Below are 22,612 nucleotides of genomic sequence, written 5' to 3'. Positions count from 1 at the left end.
CCCACGTCCCGTGGACGGGCGAAACTTACGTTTCGCTGCGGCTGTGTCGGCCCAAATCTTCGCACTGCCTCTGTTCGCGCGCCGGACGATTCTATCAAAGAGAAAGCAGGAAGCGTATCGTATCGACCCCGTCGGCATAATCCGTCCAACCCGGATGCTGCGTCTCGCCCAAACGCACTCCGCGCAGGAAACTCTCCGGAACCGTACCCGCCACACACTGCAAGACACCTTCATGGCGTTCCAGCCACTCCGCTACCTCCGCCTCCGAACGATACTCCGACCACAACACCTCCGCCACGTTCGGCACCTGCGGCCCGACCTCCATCCCGACGTTCCGCAACAAAAAAAATCCTCCGTCAACCACCCGCTCGCCCCTCATCGCCGCCATCGCCCGCGCATAACGATAGCAAGCCTCGTATTTCGGATGCTTTTCCGGCCGACAACTGGACAGCCGTTGCACCAACCTCTGCATATCGTATCCCTGCGGCACAAAAAGGCGTACCACGCTGCGACACCCCAATCCCCAATACAAAAACAGGTCTTCACTCAGCTCCGCCACCTCCCGCTCGCTCTCCCCGCCGCACAGCACCGCCACGCTCTGCCTCGCTCCCCGGAGCAAAACCGGCAGACCGGCGAATTGTCGGGCAAACCGATCGCGCGTCGCATCGCTCCCGGTGGCGATCACCCCGTCCCAATCGGTCACCCCGGACGGCAGGGTGTCGAGAAGTTCGATCGCACATCCGCTTTCCTGCAACACCCGGATCACATATTCCATCAGCGCCCGGTCTTTGGACGAAGGCTTGACGCACGCCCGACACCCCACCGCCACCGCTGCGGCCAGATCGGCAAATCCGACCAACGGCAGATTCCCGGCCATCACGATACCGACCCTGCGAGAAGCTTCCGACACCGGCAACGGATACCGATCAAGCCAGCTTCGAAGCTGTTCAGAACTCAACAAATCGTTTTTCAAAGCCGCCACTGCGGCCTCGATCTGGCGCGGAGTGAACCACTCGTTTTCCCGTCCGGCTTTATCGACCGCCCGCAGCCACTCCTCGCCTTCGAACCGGGAGGCCAGCTCGATCAAGGGTACAATATATCTGTTTTCCATCCTTTTTCTTTCCGACACGACAAACGACGAGCCTCCGGAACGCATCTGTTCCGGAGGCTCCCTGCGAATTACTTTTTCTCTGCGTCACCCTGCTCGGTCACCTGCACGACGTCGATTCCGGCGCGTCTCAACAGTTCCACCCCATCCGCCGAATGGTAGTCGTCGCAGAATACCACCCGCCGGATCCCCGCCTGAATGATCAGTTTGGCGCACTCGATGCAAGGCGAAGCGGTCACGTACAGTGTCGACCCCTCCGAACTGTTGTTGGATTTGGCGACTTTCGTGATGGCGTTAGCCTCGGCATGCAATACGTAAGGCTTGGTCAATCCCGTAGCCTCGTCTTCGCATACGTTTTCGAATCCCTGCGGCGTACCGTTGTAGCCGTCGGAGATGATCATCTTGTCGCGCACGATCAAGGCACCGACCTGTCGCCGCACGCAATAGGAGTTTTCGGCCCAGATCCGGGCCATCCGAATATACCGGCTGTCGAGCAGCCGCTGTTTCTGTTCCTTATATCCCATAGGCTAAGAAACGGGCTTCGTTTTCTATGACTTTTGTTTGGGCTCTGCGGAAATTCGGGCCGGAATCACTGGCACCGGCCTGTTCATTCCGACGGCAAAAACCTCCCCGCCCCGGGCCACCGCGGCAACGGCGAGGGGCTATTATGGCGCATCAGCAGCTATGGGTGTAGCTGGTCTTCGATGGTTATCGATATCAGCGGCGTAAATTTGGCCTTCGATGTCACATGGCTGAGTTCCTGCAGCCCAAACCATCGCAGCCACGGTTTTCAGTTGCGTTGCCTCTCGGAATAAACGGTGCTTTCGGGCACGCCGAAATGCCAGCCTCTACCCTATCCGTTACACTGAGAGTTGGGCAGCCCCGGCTATCTGCCCACCGCGGGCACGCGGGGCCCGGCCGGCCCGAGGCCAGTCGAAACTCAGCAGTCGCCCGCACGCCTAAAAGGGCATATTCTGCCGATTGGCGGTGAGCCAATTCGGCAAGAATGGCCGCGGGCGACTCAAATTGGGGTAGACACGGCCGGCCTTCGAGTGCCGAGCGGCACCGCGCCGACGCCTCAAGAAGGAAATCGTCAAAACTCGCTTGCGTGTTTTGACTGGATTTCCCAAAGCGCGCGACACAAAACAAACCCCGCCCCGGGCTGCCGCGGCTACGGTGAGGGCGCGTTGTGGGGCATCGGACACAACGGTTACAGCTGGTCTTTCGTCACGAGCGGCATCTACAACTTGGACTTGCATTTCTATTCGCAGTACCTCACCACCAGCAACTCGGACAACCGCGCCCACGGTTTTCAGTTGCGTTGCCTCTCGGAATAAACGAAAGCCTCGATTGATTGGGAACTTCGAACCCGGGCTTGATCCTGTATGATTTTCAAACCCTGCGACCCTGCGGGTCGCGCGGGCCGAAAATCCATCGCTGTTCGGCGCCAGCGGAGGGCACAACGAGCTCCGCGAAGTTGCAGCCCGCCGCGTGGGGTGGCGGCGAACTGCACGGCCCTACGGGCCGTAATTATTCAGCCCAAAGCATAACCCCGTGTCCGCCTCACTGCGGCTCCGCTGTCGCTCCGCCGAGTCCGCGCGCTGGCGGAAATCTTGTTAGAACCATTCACCATGGTTCTAACGATTTCCTTCTCCAGCAGTCGCGCGCGGGGTCGAGTTTTGTCCGCGCGCCGAGGCGATTCATTCTCTTTCGGCTCATCGCCGAAATCGTTGAATCGCTTCCTAAGGCGTCGGCGCGCGGTAGAGCTTCGAACCGGATAGAACTGCCCTGCGCGGGCGGCGGCCGGGTGACCCCGGCGGGACGGAGCGAAACTACGTTTCGCTTACTTGTTTACTTCGCCCTGTTCTCTGTCCGCGCGCCTGGGCGATTCATTCTATCTATTTCGGCTCATCGCCGAAACAGTTGAATCGCCTCCTAAGGCGTCGGCGCGCGGTAGAGCTTCGACTGCCCTCGGGCCGGGCAGGCCCCGCGTGCCCGCGGTGGGCAATTGGCCGTGTCGGCCCAAATCCTTGCCCCGTTCTTTGGCCGTACGCACACCCGGCAAATATCCCACTATTTCTCTTTATACCGCTCTATCTGGCGTTTGATGGCGTCCACACAAAGATCGACCGACTCCTCGAACGACTTGCTGCGCCGCTCGGCCACCAGCTCGTGTCCCGGAACCGCCAGCCTCAACATCACCACCTTATTCCCCGCCGTGTCGTCCTTATCCAGTTTGAGGGTCACTTCGGCACCCGTCGTATTGTCGACCTTACGGTCCAGTTTACCTACCTTATGTTGTACGAAATCGATCAGTTTCTGATCGGCATCGAATTTCACGGATTGAATCTGGATGTTCATACTTTAATCCTCCTTCTTGTTCTGAATATTTGACATCGCCCTCGGATGGGCCTGATTATAAGTCTTTTTCAAAGATTCGACGGTGTTATGCGTATAAATCTGAGTGGCGGCGAGCGAAGCGTGTCCCAAAAGCTGCTGCACCACCCGTACCGAAGCGCCGTGCTGCATCAGATGCGTGGCAAAGGTGTGCCTCAGCACGTGCGGCGACCGCTTCCCCTGTACACCCGCCGCAGCGAGGTAGTCTCTCACGATGCCATACACCCCCTGCGCCGAAAGCCCGTGTCCTTTGTTGGTTAAAAATAGACAATTTTCGGCCGATTCGCAAATCTTTTCTTTCGCACGGAGTGACAAATAGTGTTCCAAACGTGTCGCCACCTCCGACAAAATCGGCACGACCCGTTCCTTGGCCCCCTTCCCCATCACCCGCACCGTCCCGGCCCGGAGGTCGAGACTGTCCAGCCGGAGCGAAGCCAGCTCGGAACGCCGCAGTCCGCAGGCGTAAAGCATCAGGATGACCATCGCATCGCGCTCGATCGGGAACTCTTCCGAAGGTTCCTCCAACACCCGCACCAATTGCGTCATCCGGCTCTGTTCGACGAAAACCGGCAGCCGGCGGCCTCCGCGCAACGCCTTGATCTCGCGCACCGGGTTGGAAGCCACGATCCCTTCCCGCATCAGATAGCGGAAAAAAGAGCGTAAGGTCGATATTTTCCGATTGACACTCCCGACGGCCGTCCCCGCCTCGACCTCGCGCATCACCCACCCGCGGACATCGGACAGGGTCACCGCCGCCGGGTCGAATCCGTCCGCCGAATCAGCCTCCGCCGTCAGGTAGGTCTCGAATCCGCGCAGGTCGCGGGTGTAGATATCGACCGTCGCCGGCGAACAACGCCGTTCGGCGGTCATGTAACGTCCGAAACGTTCGATATAGTCCGGCATCGCACCTCCCCCTGCCCTTTGACAGCCCGTTTATTCCTTGGCCCGTCCGCTCCGCGAGCGGGATTTCCCGCCTCCCCGCCGTTTCCGCGAGGAGCCGCCGCGCGACGAACCGCCTCCCTGTGCCGCCCGCCTGGCCTCGCGCGACGAAGCTCCCAAGTCATCGCCCGAAGCGACCGGTTCCGGCAGCCGATCCAGTTTCCGGGTGTGGAAGTCGATCGTCCCGACCATCTCGAAGTCGAGCTGCTTGCGGCTCAGGTCGGCCCGCTTGACCCGGATCCGCACCTCGTCGCCCAGCGTGAACCGCCGTCCGGTGGTGTGCCCCACCACGGCATAGTTCTCGGCGTCGAACGCGTAGTAGTCATCCGACATATCCCGCAAGGCGACCATCCCCTCTATCTTGTTTTCCGCGAGTTCCACATAGATTCCCCAATCGGTAACGCCCGAAATCGAGCCGTCGAACTCACGTCCCACCTTGTCTTCCATGAACTCGACCATCTTGTACTTGATCGACGCCCGTTCGGCCTCCGACGCCCGAATCTCCATCGCCGACGAGTGGTCGCACAGCTTTTCGTACGTCTCTTTGTCCTCCGACTTGCCGCCGTCCAGATAGTGCTGCAACAGACGGTGCACCATCATGTCCGGATAGCGCCGGATGGGCGAGGTGAAGTGGGTGTAGTAGTCGAATGCCAAACCATAGTGGCCGATATTGGTGGTCGAATAGACCGCCTTGGCCATCGACCGGATCGCCAGCGTCGAAAGGAGATTGGCCTCCTTCTTGCCCTTGATGTCGGCCAGCAATTTGGTCATCTCCTTGGCCACCGCCTTGCCCTTCTCGGCCTTGAAGTGGTAGCCGAAGCGGGTGATGAAGCTCTTGAAGTTGGCCAGTTTCTCTTCGTTCGGTTTGTCGTGGATGCGGTAGACGAACGTCCGTTCCGTCCGCTGCCCCGGCCGCTTGCGTCCGATGAACTCTGCCACCTTACGATTGGCCAGCAGCATGAACTCCTCGATCAGCTGGTTCGAGTCCTTGATCTCTTTAAAGTATACGCTGAGCGGTTTTCCATGTTCGTCCAGGACGAATTTCGCCTCGTCGCGTTCGAAACCGATCGAGCCGTTGCGGAACCGTTCCGCCCGTAGTTTCTTGGCCAGCCGGTCGAGCATCAGAATCTCGTCGCGCAACGGTTCGTCCTGCGCCTCGGCCCGCTGTTCGATGACCGCCTGCGCCTCCTCGTAGGTGAACCGCCGGTCGGAGAGGATCACCGCCCGCCCGAACCACTCGTTCAGCACCTTCGCCTCGTCATCCAGCTCGAAGACGGCCGAGAAGGTCAGCTTCTCTTCGTTCGGCCGGAGCGAGCAGAGGTCATTGGACAAGGCCTCGGGCAGCATCGGCACGGTGCGGTCCACCAGATAGACGCTCGTCGCCCGCTCCACCGCCTCGGTGTCGATGGCGTCTCCCGGACGCACATAGTGGGTCACGTCCGCAATGTGCACCCCGACCTCCCAATTTCCGTTATCGAGCCGCCGGATTGACAGCGCGTCGTCGAAGTCCTTGGCATCGGCCGGGTCGATGGTGAAGGTCGCCACGCCCCGCATATCTTTGCGCCGCTTGATTTCGGCCTTCGTAATCCCCGCCTTGATCTTGTCGGCCGCCTGCTCCAGCTCCTCGGGGAAGTGGTACGGCAGGTCGTATTCCGCCAGAATGGCGTGCATCTCGGTGTTGTTGTCCCCCGAATTCCCCAGCACGTCGACCACTTCGCCGGTCGGGTTTTTCGAGGTTTCGGGCCATTCGACGATCCGGACGATCACCTTCTGCCCGTTCTCGGCCCCATTGACCGACCGCAGCGGTACGAAAATATCGGCCGGCATCGTCCGCGAGTCGATGATCACGAAAGCGTACTTCTCCGAAATCTCGATCCGCCCGACGAACGTGCGTTTGCCCTGTTCCAAGGTCTCGACCACCTCGCCCTCGATGCGTCCGTCGCGCCGACGGCCGATAATGGCCACCCGCACCCGGTCGCCGTGCAGGGCATGGTGGGTGTTGCGCGGCTCGACGATGATATCCTTCTCGCCCTCGGCGGCATCGTCCACAATGATATAGGCCATCCCGCTGGCGGTCATATCCACGCGCCCGGTCTTGGTGGGCAGCTGTTTCCGCACCAGCCGGTACTGTCCGGCCCCGACCTTTTCGAACACCCCTTCGGCCGCCATCTCGCGCATCAGGTCGTGCACCATCTTGCGTCCGTCGTTGCCCTGGATGCCGATCTGCTTGGCGGCCATCTTCGAGTCGTAAATCCGCGAGGGGTGGTCGGCAAATGCCTCGAACAACATCCGTTTGATCTCCCGCACCGCCACCTCCGGCACATTCGGGCGCTCTTCGCCCGCCGCCTGCCGCACCGCCTGAGCCTCGCCCTTACCGCCGCGAAGCCCCAGTTTCTTTTTCAGTTTCTTTAACATCTATTCTACGTAATTATGCGGCTCAAAGATAGTGATTTATTCACGGGGCCCGGCCAACGCAGCACGAAATTCCCGAAAAACGGGTCGCATTCCGCCTCCGACCGGCCACTCGCCGCAGCCGGAAAGAGATAAAATTCCACCTATTTCCGCCCGATTTGTTCCGAAATTACTACTTTTGTACATTATTTCATTTTTCAACTCCTAATTCATTATGGAAAACATCAACGAAAACAACACCGTTGCCACGAGCAACATCCACCCGAACGGCGCTATGGAGTGCTACAAGCTGTTCTGGTCCAACTACGCCAACTTCGCAGGCCGGGCTCGGCGGAGCGAATTCTGGTGGCCGACGCTCTTCAACTTCATTGCGTCGTTTATCTTGACTTGCATCCTTCCGATCCTCGGTACGCTGTTTTCACTGGCTATTCTTATTCCGAACCTCGCAATGGCTTCGCGGCGTCTGCACGACACCGGCCGGGCTTTCGGATGGATTTTCATCAACCTCATTCCGGTGGTAGGTTTCATTCTGTACATCATCTGGCAGGCTCAGGACAGCCAGCCGGGCGAAAACCGGTTCGGTGCCAATCCGAAATACAACGCCTAACGACTGTCCGGGACGACAAGAGCGACGTGCTCTCGGCTGAGTCCCCCTCTCTCTTTTTGCGCCTCCGTACCCGAATCTTCACCGGGTGCGGAGGCGTAATTTTTCGGTCTCGTTTATAATCCGTATTTTTGTCCGTTTCCGACGACGACATGTCGCCATGTATCACTTTCCAAAAGGGTAATATCTCAACCAGATGAAACTTTGCAGGCGGGCCGCCGAGCTCGCAGGATACACCGGAACCGTCGGTTTCGTGCCGACCATGGGCGCCCTGCACGAAGGGCACCTCTCGCTGGTCAAGGCCTGTCGCGAGGCGTGCGACACCACCGTGGTCAGCATCTTCGTCAATCCCACCCAGTTCAACGACCCGAAAGACCTCGCGAGCTATCCGCGCACCGAGGCAGCCGACCTCGCGCTGCTCGACGCGGCCGGCGTCGATTTCGTTTTCGCCCCTTCGGTGGCCGAGGTCTATCCGGAACCGGACACCCGGGTCTTCGACTTCGGCGGTCTGGATCGGGTGATGGAGGGCGAACACCGGCCGGGACACTTCAACGGGGTGGGACAGGTGGTCTCGCGGCTCTTCGAGATCGTCCGGCCGAACCGGGCCTTTTTCGGTGAAAAGGATTTCCAGCAGCTGGCGATTATCCGCCACATGGTGGCGCAGCTGGGGCTGCCGATCGAGATTACGGGCTGCCCGATCGTGCGCGACAGGGACGGTCTGGCACGGAGCTCGCGCAATGCGCTGCTCTCGCCGGAACACCGGGCGGCGGCGCCGCACATCTATGAGGTGCTCTCGGAGGCGGCCCGGAGCTTGCGGGGGACTGTGCCGGTGGCGGAAGCCAAGCGACTGATTGCGGAGCGGATCGACGCGAATCCGTTGCTGAAGACGGAATATGTCGAGATCGCGACGGCGGACACCTTGCGGCCGGCGACGGAGTGGAGCCGGTCGTCGGGCGACCTGCGCTGCTTCGTCGCGGTACAGGCAGGAGCGGTGCGGCTGATCGACAACGTGGCGATTTAAACAACAGACACTAAAGATTATCAGACCATTATGATAGCGCAGATAGAAGCATTGCAGGCCGAAGTCGAGGCTTTCGCGCCGAAAACACCGGCGGAGGTAGAGGCGTTCCGCATCCGTTTGCTGGGCAAGAAGGGGAGCATTACGGCCCTGTTCGAGGCGTTCAAGAGCGCGCCGGCCGAGGAGAAACGGACGCTGGGACAGGCGTTGAACCGGCTGAAGACGACGGCCGCGCAGCGGATCGAAGAGCTGAAAACAGCGATGGAAGAGGCCGCCCTGGCGGCCGCAGGAGGGGATGGGGCGAGTCTGGACATGACCCGTCCGGCGACGGCGGACCGGATCGGGACACGCCATCCGATTTCGCTGGTGCGGAACCGGATTCTCGACATATTCGGCCGCATCGGCTTCGTGCCGGCCAACGGGCCGGAGGTCGAAGACGACTGGCACGTCTTCACGGCGCTGAACTTCCCGCCGGAGCATCCGGCGAGGGACATGCAGGACACCTTCTTCGTCGAAAAGGATCCGGACATCCTGCTGCGGACGCACACCTCGTCGATCCAGGTGCGGGTGATGCAGACTCAGAAGCCGCCGATCCAGGTGATCTGTCCGGGGCGGGTCTTCCGCAACGAGGCGATCTCCTACCGGGCACACTGCATCTTCCATCAGGTCGAGGGGCTCTATATCGACCGCAACGTCTCGTTCGCAGACCTGAAGCAGACGATTCTCCACTTCGCCAAAGAGATGTTCGGCGAGAAGTCGGAGATCAGAATGCGCCCTTCCTATTTTCCCTTCACCGAGCCGTCGACCGAGGTGGACGTCTCGTGCAACCTGTGCGGAGGCAAGGGCTGCGCCGTGTGCAAGCACACCGGGTGGCTCGAGATCATGGGGGCCGGGATGGTCGACCCGAACGTCCTGGAGGCGTGCGGCATCGACAGCCGGGAGTACTCGGGCTTCGCGTTCGGGATGGGGGTCGAACGGATCGCCATGCTCAAATACGGCGTCAAAGACCTGCGGCTCTACTTCGAAAACGACCTCCGCTTCCTGCGGCAGTTCACACCGGTATTCTAACCTGAGAAACTCTTGATCCTATGAGCGGCAACGACTGGAAAGCGCGCCTGGGCACGGTCTACTCCACCGACCCCGACTTCGAATACACGACCGCAGCCGCTCCGGAGCAGGAGACGCTCGCGCCGGCCAGACAGCGGCTGCGCGTGGCCCTCGACCGCCGGAACCGGGGCGGAAAACAGGTGACCGTCGTCGCCGACTTCGTCGGCTCGGAGGAGGACCTGAAAGAGCTGTGCCGGTTCCTGAAACAGAAGTGCGGCGTCGGCGGGTCGGCCAAGGAGGGAGAGATCATCATACAAGGCGACTTCCGCGACAAAATCGTCGGCATTCTGACCGATGCGGGGTACAAGGCCCGCAAAATCTGACCCATTTTCTTCCTTTTCCTTATGCCCCGCCACTTCCGCCCGTTCGTCGGCCGCCTTCTGCTCCTGCTCGCCTTGCTGCCGCTGGGAGCGAGGGCCCAGTTCTACTACAACGGCCGCGGACCGGCCGCTATCCGGTGGCGGCAGATCAAAAGTCCGACCTATAAACTCGTCTATCCCGACTATTATGCGCCGACGGCGACAGCCATGGCCGGATTCATGGACTCCATCGCGCCGACCATCACCCACGGCTTCACCCGCCGGCCGCAACGGATTCCCATCATCCTCCACACCGAAAACCTCTACTCCAACGGCGAAGTCGTCTGGGCCCCGAAACGGATGGAGCTCATGACCACGGCTCCGGCCGGCGGAGACATCTATGCCGATCCGTGGCTCAAGCAGCTGGCGGTGCACGAGAGCCGGCACGTGGTGCAGCTCTCCTCGCTGCGGAGCGGGCTGACCCGCATCGCCTCGTGGCTCTTCGGACAGGCCGGCACCAGCGTCGGGATGCTCGTCGTGCCCAAATGGTTCCTCGAAGGGGATGCCACGCTGGCCGAAACGCAGTATTCGGAGTTCGGACGCGCCTATCAGCCCTCGTTTACGGTGGGAATGCGGGCCTTGCTGGCGGCCGACAGCGCCAACGTCAGGCTCCGGAGCGACGTATGGAACGCCGGTTCGTACCGGCGGTACGTGCCGGGAGTCTACGAGTACGGCTACCAGCTGGTGGCGGCGGGCGAACGGTACTACGGGCACGAGATGTGGGGCGGAGCGGTGGAATATGCCGGCCGGTGGCCCATCCTGATCGTGCCGATGCGCGTCTATCTCAAACGCCATTACGGCGCCCACCTGAGCGACATGAGCCGACGGGCATTGGGAGAATTGTACACCCACTGGAAACCCTGTTCGGCGGTACCGGACAGCTACCGGACGCTCACCCGGCCGGCGCGACGGAAGAGCGGATTCACCACCTATGCCGACCCGCTCTCCACGCCGCTGGGGATGGTGGCCACCAAGACGGACTACGACACCCCTCCGCGGTTCGTGGTGCTCGACACGACGGCCGTGAAGCGCCGGCATCGGGAACGGACTCTGCGGTGGATCGCCCCGCCGTCGAGCCGGCCGACGGTGGCGGGAAACACCTTGTGGTGGACGGAATTCAAGCCCCATCCGGTGTGGGAGTACAAGAACTATTCGGTGATCCGCAGCCTCGACCTGACGACCGGCCGGCGGCACACGTACGGACGGTGGCAGGCCAACTATTTCGTCACGCCGCTGACGGCCGACAATCGGCCGTTCATCGTCACCGTGTCGCCGGACAGCTTGGGGGGGAGCGATCTGGTGTTGCACACGGCGACGGATTTCCGGGAGATCGACCGGCTGCGGCTCGAACGACTGACCACGGTGCACGGCGTGGCCTGGGACGACTCGACCCGGACGCTGGCCTTCATCGCCCTGGGCGAGCGGGGAATGCACCTGCGGCGGACATCGGTGTCGACCGGGCGATTCACGGCGGTGGAAGAGGTGACGGAGCCGTCGATGGTGACGATCAGCGGGCTGACGACGGACGGTCGGGGGCGACTCTATTTCAGCTCCATCCAGTCGGGCAAGGACGAGATCCACGCGATCGACCTGACCGGGGCGGGTTATCCGGAGCGGCGGCTGACGACTTCGCGGTTCGGAGCTTACGGGCCGGCGGGGGACGCTTCGCACGGCGAGGTATTGTTTACCACTTATACGGCCGAAGGTTACCTGATCGCCAAAACCGACATGAATGCCATGCGGGACACGGTCGTCCGGCAACGGTTACCGCGAAATCTGCTGAACATTCCGGCGCCGTCGTGGGAAGTGCCGACGATGAGCGCCTTGCCGATGGACGACTCTGTGACGACGCATAAAGTGCGGAAATACAACAAGGCGCTGCGGTGGTTCAACGTCCACAGCTGGGCACCGGTGACGGCCGATATGGACGACCTGCTCAATGCGGACGAGCGGGGGCTGGCGCTCGGTTTCGGCGCGAGCCTCTTCTTCCAGAGCGCCATGGGCGACAGCTACGGGACGGCGACTTACGGGCGGATGCAGGGAAACGACCGGCTGCATGCATCGTGGACGTATGCGGGGCTGCCGATGCAGATCACGGCCGAAGTGGAATACGGGGGAGGAAAACAGGGCGTTTACGCCTCGGCGGATAACCGGGCGCTCGGCATCTATCTGCCGGGCGAACTGAAAAACTACCTCCACCTGCGCGGAACGATCGCCGTACCGCTGCGTTTTTCGGGAGGGAGCCACCTGCGGCTGCTCCAGCCGTCGTTCTCGATAACGCACTACAACACACTGCTTTATCGCGGCACAGAGGAGGGTTTCACGCTGACCAAAGGGTACCAGAAGTATCAGGCTTCGCTGTGGTGGAGCGACAACCGGCGGGCTTCGATGCGGTGTATCGTGCCGCGATTGGGATACGCTGTGCGGGCGGATGTGACGGGGGCTTTCAACGACCGGTTCGGACGACTGTACAGCCTCTATCTGCGGGGATATCTGCCGGGGTTGCTGCGGAATCACAGCTTCACGATACGGGCGGGGGCGGCTTACCAGACGGAGGCGGAATTGGGTTTCTCACAAAAACCGCTCTTCCCGCGCGGGGCTTACAACGGCCGGGCGGCTAAGTATTACGGCGCGGCGTCGGTGGACTACACCTTTCCGGTCTGCTATCCGGACGGGGGGATCAACGGGCTGATCTATTTCAAGCGCATCTGGATGAATCTGTTCGGCGATGCGAGCCGGGAGCTCTACTTCGCCGCCGGCGGACGGACGCGGGGTGAGAACATCTGGTCGTACGGCGGCGACATCGCGTTCGAATTGAATGTCGCGGGATCGACGACTCCGGCTACGATCAAATTCACACTGGCCTCTCCGTCGAACGCCGATTTCTATTTCGGAGCGGGTCTTTCGCTGAGCTTCTAAATTTTAAAGTACCCCGCCCCGGGCTACCGCACTCGGGATGCGGGTATACCGGGCAGTGTCGGCGGCAGCGGTTACAGTCACTCGTCATCGGTTGGCGGTACCAATGGCATGCACTTGCATTTCAACGCGACTGCACTCTATCCCAGCAACGCGAACCACCGCGCCTACGGTTTTCAGTTGCGTTGCCTCTCGGAATAAACGGGTGACGCTCGATGAACCGCCATCCTGCCCCTACTCCGCCGCCGGAGCACGCGCATCCACGATCGAAGCCACCGTCGCATCACCCGTCACGTTCACCACCGTACGCAGCATATCCAGCGGCCGGTCGAGCCCCAGAATCAGAGCCAGTCCCTCCGGCGGAATCCCCACCGACGACAACACCATCAACAGCACCACAATACTCCCGCCCGGCACCCCCGGCGTCCCGATCGACGAGAGGGTCGTCGTCGCCACAATCGTCAACAGCTGCACCCCGGTCAGGTCGATGCCCAGCACCTGGGCGATGAACACCGCCGCCACCGCCTGATAGAGACTCGTACCATCCATATTGATGGTCATCCCCATCGGCAGGACAAAAGAGGTGACACGCTGCGAAACCCCCAGCTTCCGCTCGACGACCTCCATATTGAGCGGCAGCGTAGCCGCGCTCGAGCTGGTGGTGAAAGCCAGCAGCTGCACCGGCGGCATCGTCCGGAGAAATTTCCGCACGGGAATCTTCGAAAAAAAGCGGATCAACAGCGGGTAAAACAGAAAGATCATCAGCAGCAATCCCAAAGCCACCGTCACCACATAGAGTCCCAACGCCCCGAGCAACTCCAGATTCCCCGCCGTATCGGCCACCATCCCGGCCATCAGAGCAGCCACGCCGATCGGCGCATAGCGCATAATCAGGTCGATCAGCCGCAGAAGAATCGCATCCAACGCGTCGATCAGCCTCATGAACGGCTCCGTCCGCTCCCGGCCGGCCGACAAAACCGCCACGCCGACCAGCACGGCGATCACGATAATCTGCAACATCCGGCTATTATCGCCCATCGCGCCGACCCAGTTGTCCGGAAAAATATCGACCAGAAACTGCAACGGCGGAGCTTCGGCCACCCCTTCCGCCTGAACGCTCCGCTCCGCGACAGCTGTCCGATAATCCGCCTGCATGGCTGCCGCACTCTCTGCCCCTACGACTCTGCCCGGCGCGATGACCTCGACCAGCACCAAGCCGACCGAAATCGCCAACACCGTGGTACAGATATAGATACCGATCGTCCGCAGGCCGATTTTCGAAAGCGAGGCGATATCGCCGAGGCTCCCCACCCCCTTAATCAGCGAGACCATCACGAGCGGAATAGCAATAAACTTCAGCAGCCGCATGAAAATCTCGCCGAACGGTTTGATCCAGTCGGCCACAAAAGCGGAAAAACCGTACGGAACGGCCATCCACCCGATCGCTATCCCGATCATCATTCCGAACAGGATGCGGGCGTACAAGGGAACGGCACTGAGCTTCATTCGATGGGGCGTGTGTATTTGTAAAAGAAGGCCTTACGCGGTCGATGCTGCGTAAGGCCGACAGGTATGCGATACTTCCGTAAAAAGGCTCAACCTCTATTATTATTGATAAGAAGGTCGAGACAAATACCGATTAATAGAACCGGTAACGCGTATCCTGAATGTCGCACAAGTCGAGGAACGCTTCGTAGGTCGCCATAAAGGCGCTCTGCTGCGCTTCTGCCGCCAGACGAGCTTTTTCCACCGCCACGTCCATCGGTGCTTTCCGCTGGTCGGTGATCTGTGCCGCATAGACTCCGATCCGTCCGACGATCGGTTTCGAGACTACGCCCGTCTTGCCGATCCCCGACACCCCGCCGGTAAACGCCGGATCGAACCCGACTTCCGGAGCCATAAATCCGCCGAAGTTGATATCGTCGCTGTGCAGCGTATCCACGCCCAAGGTCGAAGCCAGCGCCGCTACAGAAGCCGCTCCGCTCATCTTAGCCGCCAGCATCTCGCCCTTTTTCTCCCGCACGACCAGCGTTTTCACATCCCCTTTCACCTGTTCGAACGGTGCGATCCCCTTTTCCCGAATCCCGGTAATGGTCGCCACCACGAAATAGTTTCCGAACTCTTTCACGTCCGACAGCTCGCCCTGTTCGCCGTTAAACGCCCACCGGGCCAGTTCGCGCGACTGCTGAATCCCGCCTACCGTCCGGTCGTTCGAACCGATGGTCGCCACCCGTTTCGCCAGTGCCGCGTCGTTCACCGCTTTTTCGAATCCGCCCGCAGCAGCTGCCGTAGCGAACTTATTGGCTTCGCCGTAAACCTGATTGCGGGTCTGTTCGCTCGCTTCCACATTGTAGTTCAGCACCCCGAGCTGCACCCGGCGCGCCATCCCTTTGCGGTCGGTCATCTTCAGGATGCAGACCGCTTCCGGCGTCGTCACCGTCCGGATATCCCCGACGTTCATCTCTTTCACGACATCGGCGAACTGCGGCGCCAGCATCTGGGGATCCATCATCCCGAGGTCTCCGTCGCTGTCGACCTGCTGCGCTTCGACCGAATGGGCCCGCGCCGCTGCGGCAAAGTCCGCACCATGCTGCAATGCGTTCAACAAGCTGTCGGCAAATGCTTTCGGTTCGGCCGGAATCACGATGCTGCTCAACCGCACGCTGTCGGGCATGGTCTGCACGTCGGCCACCCGGGCCATGGTCCACTGGTCGCCGGCCAATACCGGTCCGTACACCTCATCGGACGCCGCCCCGAAAGCGAATGTACCCAACTCGCCGGTCAGTTCCCCCGCCTTGTAGTATCTGGCGTCGAACGGGTTGTGCGAGTTCATCGAAACGAACTGCCGCACATTGCCGGTCGTCCGGAGCTCGTCCGCCATCTCGCGGACGTTCTTTTCCGCCGCCGCATAGTCTTCCTGCGAAGGAAGCGCTTCGAATGTCACGTATTCGATATCCCGGGCATCCGGCTGCCGGAACATCCCGCGATGGGTGTCGTAGTATTTCCGCAGCGCGGCATCGCTCACCGCCACGGTACTGTCCGCCACCGATTCGTAGCGGCTCACGAGGTAGTCCACGCTATACGTCTCCCCTTCCAGCGCCGCCATGCGTTCGGCTTCGAAAGCCGTCACATAAGCCGCCTTGTCGACCAAGGTTTTGAATTTGAAGATCAGGTTCTGGTCGGCCACCTCGCCCTGGAGGTAGTTCCAGAAGATCTGCAGCCGGCCGGTGGGATCCTGTTCGACATTAGCCAGCAGCTGCCGCAGCATGGCCGGCTCGAAGCGTCCGGTCTGCGGGTCGCCGAACATCTGCACCAGAATCGGCGAGGGGTTGGCGCCGCTCATCAGATCGACGAGTTCGTCGTCCGAAACGGTCAGCCCCACTTCCGACAAGGCCGGTTTCAACGCCTTGTTCCGGATCATCAGATCCCACGCCTGCACGCGGATCATCTCGTTCTGCTCTTCGCCGGAGCCTTCGCGTCCGGTCGTAATCCGCTGTACTTCGGTGAGTTCGTCGATGGCGTGGCTGTATTCCTGCATCGAGATTTTTTCGCCGTCGATCGTCCCGACGTTCATCTTCGAGCTGTTCATCAGGGTGCTCCCCGAGGTGAACATGTCGCCGAGCACGAAAGCCAGCAACGCGATGCCGATCACGATCGCGAGCAGCACGCCGCCTTTGTTTCTGAGGGTGTTGAGAGTTACCATGCTGTTATATTCTTCTCTTTTTTATTGCCTGTGGAACGACGTCGCGCCGCGCACGCCGATATAATGGGGCAAATGTACTGTTTTTTTTCGACATACGTAACAAGTACATCGCTTGCGACAAAAGCTGGCTCCCCTACCTGGCCTTTTCCGTCCGGACGACCTGTACGAGTTCGATCCGGGCGTGTCCCGTCCGGAGTATCTTGATTTTCAAGCCGTCCGAGCGCAACGTGTCGCCCGGTTTGGGGAGGTCTTCGCTGCGGTCGAGGATATACCCCGCCAAGGTTTCGTAGCGATCCGACTCGGGAATCCCCAGCGCGTAGGTTTCGTTCAGGTGGTCGATCTCCAGCCGCCCCGCCAGCACGTATTCGCCCGGCGCGACCTCCTTCTCGACCAGATGGTCAGCGTCGTGTTCGTCTTCGATCTCTCCGAAAATCTGCTCCAGCAGGTCTTCCAGGGTCACCATCCCGGCCGTCCCGCCGAATTCGTCAATGACGACGGCCAGCGATTTGTGCGACCGGGTAAAGGCTTCGAGCAGTTTCTGCTGGGACATGGTCTCGGGCACGTAGAGGGTCTCCTGCAGCACCTCCCGGATCGTCTTCGGCCCGTCGAACAGGCTCTTCAGGTTGGCGTACCCGATGATGTTGTCGATCGTCCCTTCGTAGACCGGCAGACGCGAGAAGCCGGTGCCGACGAACATCCGGCGCAGGTCGTCCACCCCTTCGCCCACCTCGATGGCCTCCATCTCGGTGCGTGGCACCATGCACTCCCGCACACGCTGTTCCGAAAAGTCGAGGGCGTTCTGGAAGAGTCTCACGCGCTGTTCACTGTCTTCCCGTTCCGCGGCATCGCCCTCTTCGCCCACGGCCGCCTCCTCGACCAAGGTGGCCAGGTCGACTTTGCCGAACTCCGTGATCTGCGGGGTCTCTTCGACGCGCCGCCCCATCAGCCGCAACAGTCCGGTGGAGAGCAAGGTGGCGAATTTCGAGATGGGATAGAAGAGGATATAGAACCCGTAGAGTGGCACGGCGAATGTCCGGAGGTAGAAGTTGGGATTGGCGCGCACCACGGCTTTGGGCAGGAATTCTGCGGTGAAGATGATGATGAGGGTCGAGATCAGGGTCTCGGCGGCGTAATTGGATTGCCCGGCGATCTCCGTATAGAGCAGGCTCATGAAGATCGAGTAGACGACCAGCGCGATATTGTTCCCGACCAGGATGGTGGAGATGTACTGCCCGGGGGCCTTGAGAAAGAGGCTGGCGATCCGCCCGTAAGTGGGGTGCTGTTTCCGTTCGATTTCGAGCCTCAGCTTGTTCGAGGAGAGAAACGCGATCTCCATCCCGGAGAAAAAGGCCGAGAGCAGCAGGGCGATGAGTATGACGAGGAGGGTTGTTCCCATGAAAAATGCCTATTTAATCGCCGACGTGTCCGCCGCCACCGGCGATGAGGCGGCTGCCGAGGTGTCGCGCATAGCCGCGGCATCGACTTCGATCTGTCCGACGGTGTTCCGGAAGCTCCACCGTTCGAAACTTTCGTCGGCTTCGAAGTTCCGCCCGACGTGCACGCTCCCGCCGTCGATCACCCGGGCGATCGTATCGCTATAGATCTTCCGGGCGGTCTGATCCCAGAAGAGTCGTTCGGTCAAGAGGGTACGGACTACTTTTCCCGCTTCGTAGTTGTGTGCAATGACGTTTCCGCGCGCCTCCCAGAACTTTTGGGTCTCGTTGAAGCGGGCGTAGTCGGCCACGATATCGCTCTCGACCTGCAAGGCGGAGTCGAAGGTCTCGACTTTAATCCCTTCGCGGAACTCCATGAAAGGCTCTTTGGCGAGCTCGTACCGTTCGAGCAGGGGGGTCTCCATCCGGTATTGCCGGTCTCCGTTGACCGAGTTGATCCTCCGGTGGTTATAGCTCACCTGGGTGGGGGTCGTCTCCGGATCGTCCACCGTGGGTTTCGGTTCGTCGTTTCCGCACCGGGCGAAAAAAAGGATGCTTGCCGCTGAGAAAGCAGCGGCAAGCACTCGCCCGCTCCGACGGTGGGTCGGTCGGTCTCTATTTTCGTTCATAAGCATCGAACACAAGTCGCGCAAGGAGAGAGAAGGTATCCCGCGTGGAATCGGATTACCGTTCCCGCACCGTCGTCCTGCCGCTGATCCAGCCGCAATTGACGGTGTACGAGTCCCCGGGATTCAGCCCGCGCATAAAGGTTTCCTCCGTCTTCGGGAAGTTCGCGCTGTAGTTCCCGATCATCTGCGTGATGTTGGCCTGCTGGGGATCGTCCGCGGGCAACAGACGCCGTGCCTGCACCAGGTTGTCGACCACGAGCCAGAAAGCGGTCTGCCGGTCGAATCCGCTGCATGTGCTGCCGCTCCCGCCGGCATAGGCCGATGCGAGGATGAAGTATGCCAGGCCATTGTCCGGATCGTTGTCGATCGCCTGCCGGGCGAACTGGGCCGCTTCGCGATAGGAGTTCGACGAGAGGGCCATCCCCGCCCCCTGGAGCATGAAGTTGGTCTTCTGTGCCGGATCGGTTTCGTTATTTATAGCGATCCGCAAGTATTCCATCGCTTTCCCGAATTCCTGTTTTTCCTGGAAGAGCGAAGCGAGCTGCACCGCCACATCGGGCCGCGGATTGACGGCATAGAATTTTTCCAGCATCGTGAGGTAGAAGTCGCTGGAGCAGTTCCCCCGCCGAAGCAGTGCCAGAATGGTTTCGACCAGTTTCCCGTTTTCCGGATCGGCTTCGTATTTGGGCCGGTAGATTTTTTCGACGGTTTCGCAATTGGCGGCCCCGCTCGATGCGAAGAGGTCGTCGATCGCCTTCACCGCCTCTGCCTGTTCCGGGCTGTTGCACCCCGCGAGCCGCTGGCTGAGCCGTTCATAAACGTCGATCACCTGTTCCGGCGTGACGTCGTCGAGCCGGTAGCTTTCGACCACCGAGTTGAAGTAGGTCACCGCCAGCCCCGGATTGAGGGGGTGTTTTTCATGCAAGGCTTCGCGGAAGAGCTGGAAAAGCCGTTCGCGGTCGGCCGGCATCATGGTCAGAAAGACTTTGACTTTTTCGCCGCGCAGATAGGCTTCGCCACGCTGCGGGTGTTCGCCGAACGCTTCGATCCGTTTGTCGAAAATCCAGAGGATACTGTCCACATACGTTCTCCGTTCCTCCAGACTTTGCGCCCCGAGCGCCTTGCTCTTATAGATCTCGACCCCGCGGATATAGATATTCGGAGTGGCTTTCGGAGCGTTTTCGATCAGTTGCCGCAGATAGACGGTCGCCTGTCCGTACTCCTTGGCTTTGTAAGCGTCGTTGAAGAAGTTGAGGATACGCACGTTCTGTTCCCGCGACGCCGGGTCGTCCCCGTATCTGGGATCGTCGCGGAAGTCCTGTGCGCCGACCGCCCCGCCCAGCAGGCAGAAAGCGGCGATCAGGGAATAAATTCGTGTTTTCATGGTTGCGGTTAGTTTTGGTTTCGTTCGACCCGACGGGGGGTCGAACCGGAAGTAAGCAGGTTTAACGTAAACAACGCCGCCTTCGCGGCCGGGAATCCCCCGACGGACGGAGGAAACGGTGGATAAAGTTCGGATTTCCGGCGGAATTTTGCAAATATTAATTGTATTTCGGCCGGACGAACCAGTAATCGTTCCCGAACAGGCTCAGCGCCACGGTGAAGTTGAAGTAGCGTTCATGCACCATATCCTTCGCCCAGGAGCCGCGCTCGCCGTATTCGAGGCCGATTCCGACTTTGGAGAAGGTTCCGCGTTTGAGGGCGAAGTCGACGCCGACCGAGACCGCCGCATCGCGCAGGCGATGGCCCCGCATCGTCAGGTAGCTGTCGCCGTACCGCACCCCCGCTTTGTATGTCCACCGTTTCAAGGCGTTCCGGATGTCGAACTGATCCGGAGTGTACGAGAAGCCGAGCCGGAAGTCCTGATAAACTCCCAGTGAAATTTCCTGCCCTTCCGGAATGGCGAACGCGCCGGCCCAGTCCTGCCGGTTGTAGTCGAACGCGACGGTGAGCTTTGTCGTCTGGTACGAGACTCCTGCGGCCCACTTGGCCGGGATGTCCATCTTCGTCCGGTTCCGGGCCGAATAGATGGTATCCACCATCACCGAGTTGTGCGACAGGGTCAGCCGGTTGTCCCGCACGGTAGCCGTCACTTTCGGCTGGTAGGTCACCCCGAATATCAAGGCGTTCTGCTTCCCGACCCGGCACATGTACTGAGCCCCCAGCGTAAAGAGCAGTTTGCTGATATTCTGATTCTCGGTGGAGACGATGTTGCGGTAGATGGTCGACGAGGTGTAGTCGTTCACCACCACATTGTATTGCCGTTCGATATCCCCGAACCAGTAGTGCATCGTCGCTCCGAGCGAGAATCCTTTGGCCACATTGACCCCGAGGCTCATAGAAACCTGTGTGATCCCCCCGTCGCCGGCATAGTTGTAGACGGTGCTCCCGATGTTCTGGGTAATATCCGCGCTGTGCTCGACCATCCGGCTGGTGTATCCCACCGAGCTGACCGGCGTGAGCGAGAATCCTAACCCCACGCCTTTCCCCAGCGGCACCGCGAGCCCGAGGTCGTGGATGTCGAAGGTGTTGTATGAGGTCGAAGCGGTCGGGCTTTTCGCATAAAAGTTTTTCCCCTCGCCGGCGAAATTGAAGAGGGCGGATTGCCGCGGAATGGCGCTCATCCCCGCCGGGTTGAGGTAGTTGAAGCGGTACGATGTCCGCATGGCGACCCCCACGCCTCCCATCGGCCGGTTGAAAGCGCTCCCGCCGACCGCCAGGTCACCGATGCCGTACATCGTGTAGGGCGAAAAGGTGTTCAGGCTGCTCGTCTGGGCGTGCGCCACACTCCCCATTTCTCCGCCGAACAGGCTCAGCAACAGGACGATCGTAACGTATCTCACTCTCCTAACTATTGAGTCGGGCATTGTATTCGAGTATTCGGTTGAGTCCCTCGATCACGAGGTCATGAGTCACAAATATCGTCTTTTTTACTTTGTCGGCAAAGAAATTCGCGTCCCGACCGGCAAAAAAGAGGGCCAAATCGTGATTTTGACCTCCGAGACGGTCGATATAGCCTTCGATTTCGTGGACGATTCCGAGCACGACGCCGCTTTCGATGGCCTGCCGGGTGGTCTGCCCGGTGAGGACGGGCGCTTCGGCCGGAGCGCCGCAGAGGGGCAGCCGGTCGGTCAGGCGGTGGAGGGCTTCGAAGCGCATGGCCATGCCGGGCGAGATATTTCCGCCAAGGTATTCGCCGGCGGCGGTCACGCGGTCGATGGTGATGGCGGATCCGAAGTCGACGATGAGCGATTCACGTCCCGGAGCCCGGCCCCATGCGCCCACAGCAGCGGCAAGCCGGTCTGCTCCGAGGGTCTCGGGGGTGGCGTAGCGGTTCCGCAGCGGCACGGGGGTCCGGGAGTCGAAGCGAATGAGCCGGCCCACTTTTTTTTCGATAAATTCCTCCAGGGCGGGGTCGGCCAGCCGGGTGGTGGAAAGAATGGCCCGGTCGGTCTCGGGATGGAGCTCGAACAAGCGCAAGAGGGTTGCGCGGTCAAGTTGCGGCCGGGTCTCACGGTCGATGATCCGGCCCTCGTCCACGATCGCGACTTTGGCGAAGGTGTTTCCTATATCGATGACTAAATTCATGCGGTTCTCATAGTCGGGGACCAATCCCGCCCCGGGCTTCCGCGGCTACTATATAGGGAAGTTAGACTCTTGCGGCAACAGCGGGTTCAGCTGGTCGTCCTTTATGTACTCCGTTTACGGCAAGTATTTCGACTTTGCCATGCAGTCGTTATATCCGAGCAATTCGAGCGGACGCGCCCACGGTCTTCAGTTGCGTTGCCTCTCGGAATAAACAGAAGACAGAGACGGCCTTAGCGAAACGTAGTTTCGCTCCGTCCCGCCTTGGCACCCATCGGGCGTTTTATTGGGGTTCTCTTTGTCTCATTAGCCGGACGCCGCCCGCGCAGGGCTGTTTCGTCCGGTTGGGGTAGAGGCGGCCAATTGCCCACCGCGGGCACGCGGGGCCCGGCCGGCCTGAGG

At 60.6% G+C, this 22,612-nt stretch carries 18 protein-coding genes; 6 read left to right on the top strand and 12 right to left on the bottom strand.

All coding sequences use genetic code 11. The features are described 5' to 3' along the window. Positions 1-94 precede the first annotated feature (94 nt). Together QZ292_RS05055 and QZ292_RS05050 are read right to left on the bottom strand one after the other, a co-directional pair. Entirely contained in the window at positions 95-1,111 is a 1,017-nt protein-coding gene (locus QZ292_RS05055; protein ID WP_294598734.1) for an aldehyde dehydrogenase family protein, read from the bottom strand. 68 nt (positions 1,112-1,179) lie between these two features. Then, complete coding sequence (locus QZ292_RS05050) at positions 1,180-1,632, bottom strand: dCMP deaminase family protein (protein WP_294598732.1); 453 nt, start codon at positions 1,630-1,632, stop codon at positions 1,180-1,182. 663 nt (positions 1,633-2,295) lie between these two features. Here QZ292_RS05050 and QZ292_RS05045 point away from each other — a divergent pair. Further along, positions 2,296-2,445 carry a hypothetical protein gene (locus QZ292_RS05045; protein WP_294598729.1) on the top strand — a complete coding sequence of 50 codons (150 nt, stop codon included), beginning with the start codon at positions 2,296-2,298 and terminating at the stop codon, positions 2,443-2,445. A gap of 736 nt (positions 2,446-3,181) precedes the next feature. On the opposite strand, the gene QZ292_RS05040 is transcribed toward QZ292_RS05045, so the two are convergent. From QZ292_RS05040 to rnr, 3 genes are read right to left on the bottom strand one after another with little or no spacing between them, the layout of a single operon-like run. Beyond that, positions 3,182-3,469 carry an HPF/RaiA family ribosome-associated protein gene (locus tag QZ292_RS05040; protein WP_294598726.1) on the bottom strand — a complete coding sequence of 96 codons (288 nt, stop codon included), beginning with the start codon at positions 3,467-3,469 and terminating at the stop codon, positions 3,182-3,184. A gap of 3 nt (positions 3,470-3,472) precedes the next feature. Next, the gene (locus QZ292_RS05035; protein ID WP_294598723.1) at positions 3,473-4,408 is read right to left on the bottom strand and encodes a tyrosine-type recombinase/integrase; all 936 of its coding nucleotides are present in this window, start codon (positions 4,406-4,408) and stop codon (positions 3,473-3,475) included. Positions 4,409-4,438: 30 nt separating this feature from the next. Further along, complete coding sequence (rnr, locus tag QZ292_RS05030) at positions 4,439-6,859, bottom strand: ribonuclease R (RefSeq protein WP_294598720.1); 2,421 nt, start codon at positions 6,857-6,859, stop codon at positions 4,439-4,441. Between the two features lie 211 nt (positions 6,860-7,070). On the opposite strand from rnr, the gene QZ292_RS05025 reads away from it, so the two are divergent. The 5 genes from QZ292_RS05025 (at position 7,071) to QZ292_RS05005 (ending at position 12,863) form a co-directional block, all read left to right on the top strand. Beyond that, the gene (locus tag QZ292_RS05025) at positions 7,071-7,463 is read left to right on the top strand and encodes a DUF805 domain-containing protein (protein WP_294598716.1); all 393 of its coding nucleotides are present in this window, start codon (positions 7,071-7,073) and stop codon (positions 7,461-7,463) included. 193 nt (positions 7,464-7,656) lie between these two features. Next, entirely contained in the window at positions 7,657-8,481 is an 825-nt protein-coding gene (gene panC, locus QZ292_RS05020; RefSeq protein ID WP_294598712.1) for a pantoate--beta-alanine ligase, read from the top strand. Positions 8,482-8,511: 30 nt separating this feature from the next. Continuing rightward, positions 8,512-9,546 carry a phenylalanine--tRNA ligase subunit alpha gene (pheS, locus tag QZ292_RS05015; RefSeq protein WP_294598709.1) on the top strand — a complete coding sequence of 345 codons (1,035 nt, stop codon included), beginning with the start codon at positions 8,512-8,514 and terminating at the stop codon, positions 9,544-9,546. 20 nt (positions 9,547-9,566) lie between these two features. After that, entirely contained in the window at positions 9,567-9,908 is a 342-nt protein-coding gene (locus QZ292_RS05010) for a translation initiation factor (RefSeq protein ID WP_294598707.1), read from the top strand. A 21-nt stretch (positions 9,909-9,929) separates the two neighbouring features. Continuing rightward, the gene (locus QZ292_RS05005; protein ID WP_294598704.1) at positions 9,930-12,863 is read left to right on the top strand and encodes a hypothetical protein; all 2,934 of its coding nucleotides are present in this window, start codon (positions 9,930-9,932) and stop codon (positions 12,861-12,863) included. Between the two features lie 231 nt (positions 12,864-13,094). Here the strand turns inward: QZ292_RS05005 and QZ292_RS05000 are convergent, their stop codons facing one another. The 7 genes from QZ292_RS05000 to QZ292_RS04970 form a co-directional block, all read right to left on the bottom strand. Further along, positions 13,095-14,366: a dicarboxylate/amino acid:cation symporter gene (locus QZ292_RS05000; protein ID WP_294598701.1), complete on the bottom strand. Its 1,272-nt coding sequence runs from the start codon at positions 14,364-14,366 to the stop codon at positions 13,095-13,097. A gap of 133 nt (positions 14,367-14,499) precedes the next feature. Further along, complete coding sequence (locus QZ292_RS04995; protein ID WP_294598698.1) at positions 14,500-16,563, bottom strand: peptidylprolyl isomerase; 2,064 nt, start codon at positions 16,561-16,563, stop codon at positions 14,500-14,502. 133 nt (positions 16,564-16,696) lie between these two features. After that, complete coding sequence (locus tag QZ292_RS04990; RefSeq protein ID WP_294598695.1) at positions 16,697-17,959, bottom strand: hemolysin family protein; 1,263 nt, start codon at positions 17,957-17,959, stop codon at positions 16,697-16,699. Between the two features lie 9 nt (positions 17,960-17,968). Next, positions 17,969-18,625, bottom strand: coding sequence for an LPS export ABC transporter periplasmic protein LptC (lptC, locus tag QZ292_RS04985; RefSeq protein ID WP_294598690.1), 657 nt, complete (start codon positions 18,623-18,625; stop codon positions 17,969-17,971). Positions 18,626-18,680: 55 nt separating this feature from the next. Continuing rightward, positions 18,681-20,009, bottom strand: a complete 1,329-nt coding sequence (locus tag QZ292_RS04980) for a hypothetical protein (protein WP_294598687.1) — start codon at positions 20,007-20,009, stop codon at positions 18,681-18,683. Between the two features lie 157 nt (positions 20,010-20,166). Beyond that, a complete protein-coding gene (locus QZ292_RS04975) occupies positions 20,167-21,468 on the bottom strand; it encodes a hypothetical protein (protein WP_294598684.1) in 1,302 nt (433 codons plus the stop codon). A 4-nt stretch (positions 21,469-21,472) separates the two neighbouring features. Continuing rightward, a complete protein-coding gene (locus QZ292_RS04970; protein WP_294598681.1) occupies positions 21,473-22,213 on the bottom strand; it encodes a type III pantothenate kinase in 741 nt (246 codons plus the stop codon). Between the last annotated feature and the right edge of the window lie 399 nt (positions 22,214-22,612).

The organism is uncultured Rikenella sp. (assembly GCF_910577125.1).
Taxonomy (GTDB): Bacteria; Bacteroidota; Bacteroidia; order Bacteroidales; family Rikenellaceae; genus Rikenella.
Note: the sequence above shows the minus strand (reverse complement) of the source record. Positions and strands in the feature narration are given on the sequence as shown.